This window comes from Bifidobacterium sp. LH_230 (assembly GCF_056357555.1).
Genome location: NZ_JBKEWJ010000046.1, coordinates 1 through 1,372, shown reverse-complemented (window position 1 = coordinate 1,372; position 1,372 = coordinate 1). Strand labels below are relative to the sequence as shown.

1 protein-coding gene is annotated in these 1,372 nt (G+C 63.0%); it reads left to right on the top strand.

From position 1 onward, the window contains the following. Positions 1-128 precede the first annotated feature (128 nt). A complete protein-coding gene (locus AC1A0G_RS12180) occupies positions 129-1,316 on the top strand; it encodes an IS1249 family transposase (protein ID WP_476530010.1) in 1,188 nt (395 codons plus the stop codon). Positions 1,317-1,372 lie beyond the last annotated feature (56 nt).

Below are 1,372 nucleotides of genomic sequence, written 5' to 3'. Positions count from 1 at the left end.
GGGTTAAGTAAAGAAAAGTGTGTCTTAAATCTGGGGTGAGGCTTACTGCGGATTCGTGTGTCGGGGTGCGATTAACGGTTCGGGTGTTAATCCGTCCGGGTGCTTGACTTTTCGTGTTGGCTTGTTCCATGAGTAGAGCCAGGTCAGCGAGAGCGAGGAAGTGTCCCTTATGCGGGCACGCGATGCGTAGGAACGGGTTCACGAAAGCCGGCTCCCAGCGATGGCGATGCGATGAGTGCCGGCTGAGTTCGGTCATGAAGCGGGAGGACCGGGCGCGCATGGCGGAGTTCCGCGCGTTCATCGCATGGGTCACGGGCAAGCAGTCCATGAACGAGGCCGCGGCGATGTTTGGGATCACGCGGCAGGCGTTCATGGCCAGGATCACGTGGTGCTGGAACGTGGAGCCTGTCCTGCCGCCGGTTTCGCGAAATCATTGGTATGTGATGGCGGACGGCACGTATGTGCCGTACGGCTGGTGCCTGCTGGTCCTGACCGGCGATGACGGGCGCCCCGTGAAATGGCAGTGGTGCTCCGCGGAGACGACGGCCGCCTACCTGCAACTATTCCGTGGGGTGAAACGCCCGGGACTGCTGGTGTGCGACGGCGGACAGGGGTGTCTGGCGGCCGCCGAAACCCGATGGAAGGGCGTCGCCGTGCAGCGCTGCCTCGTGCACGTGCTGCGCAACACGCGAGCCGACCTGACGAACAAACCCAAGAGCGAAGCGGGAAAGACGCTGCTCAAGCTCGCCCGCAAGCTCGTCAAGGTGAAGACCTCGGACGTGGCGGCCATCTGGCTCGCCGAACTCAATGAATGGCATACGGAGCACGGCGACTACCTCAAGGAGAAGACCGACGCCAGGCAGGACCCCGAGCACGCGAGGGGCCGCAAGTGGTGGTGGACGCACGAACGGCTGCGCCGAGCCTACTTCCGGCTCGTCAGGCTCAACCGGGATGGGATGCTGTTCGCGTTCTGCGATCCGTCCGTCGTCAGGGACGGCGATTCGCTGCCGTCGACCACGAACCAGCTGGAGGGCGGCGTCAACGCCGTGATCAAACGGGTCCTCGACCATCACCGGGGCCTGTCCGAGGCGCACATGAAGCGCTGCTGCGAATGGACGATGTACATGCTCACGGAGCATCCCGACCCCATGTCGCTCGTCACCCCCGCGCATTGGACGACAACAAGGAAGGCGCCGGCCGGGAGCGACGAACCGACACCGGGAACCGCGACCGCGATACAGATACCCGCCGCCGGCGTCGACGCCTATGAAAGCGGGTTCGGTATCAGGACCGGCTGGGCCGGACGCTCAAAATAACCCACCAACACGCCAATGACACGCCAGAATAAGACACACTTTTCTTTACTTAACCC

Bases quoted from the DNA above. Each gene is read 5' to 3' on its own strand.
- AC1A0G_RS12180 (WP_476530010.1), top strand. From the start codon at position 129: ATGAGTAGAGCCAGGTCAGCGAGAGCGAGGAAGTGTCCCTTATGCGGG.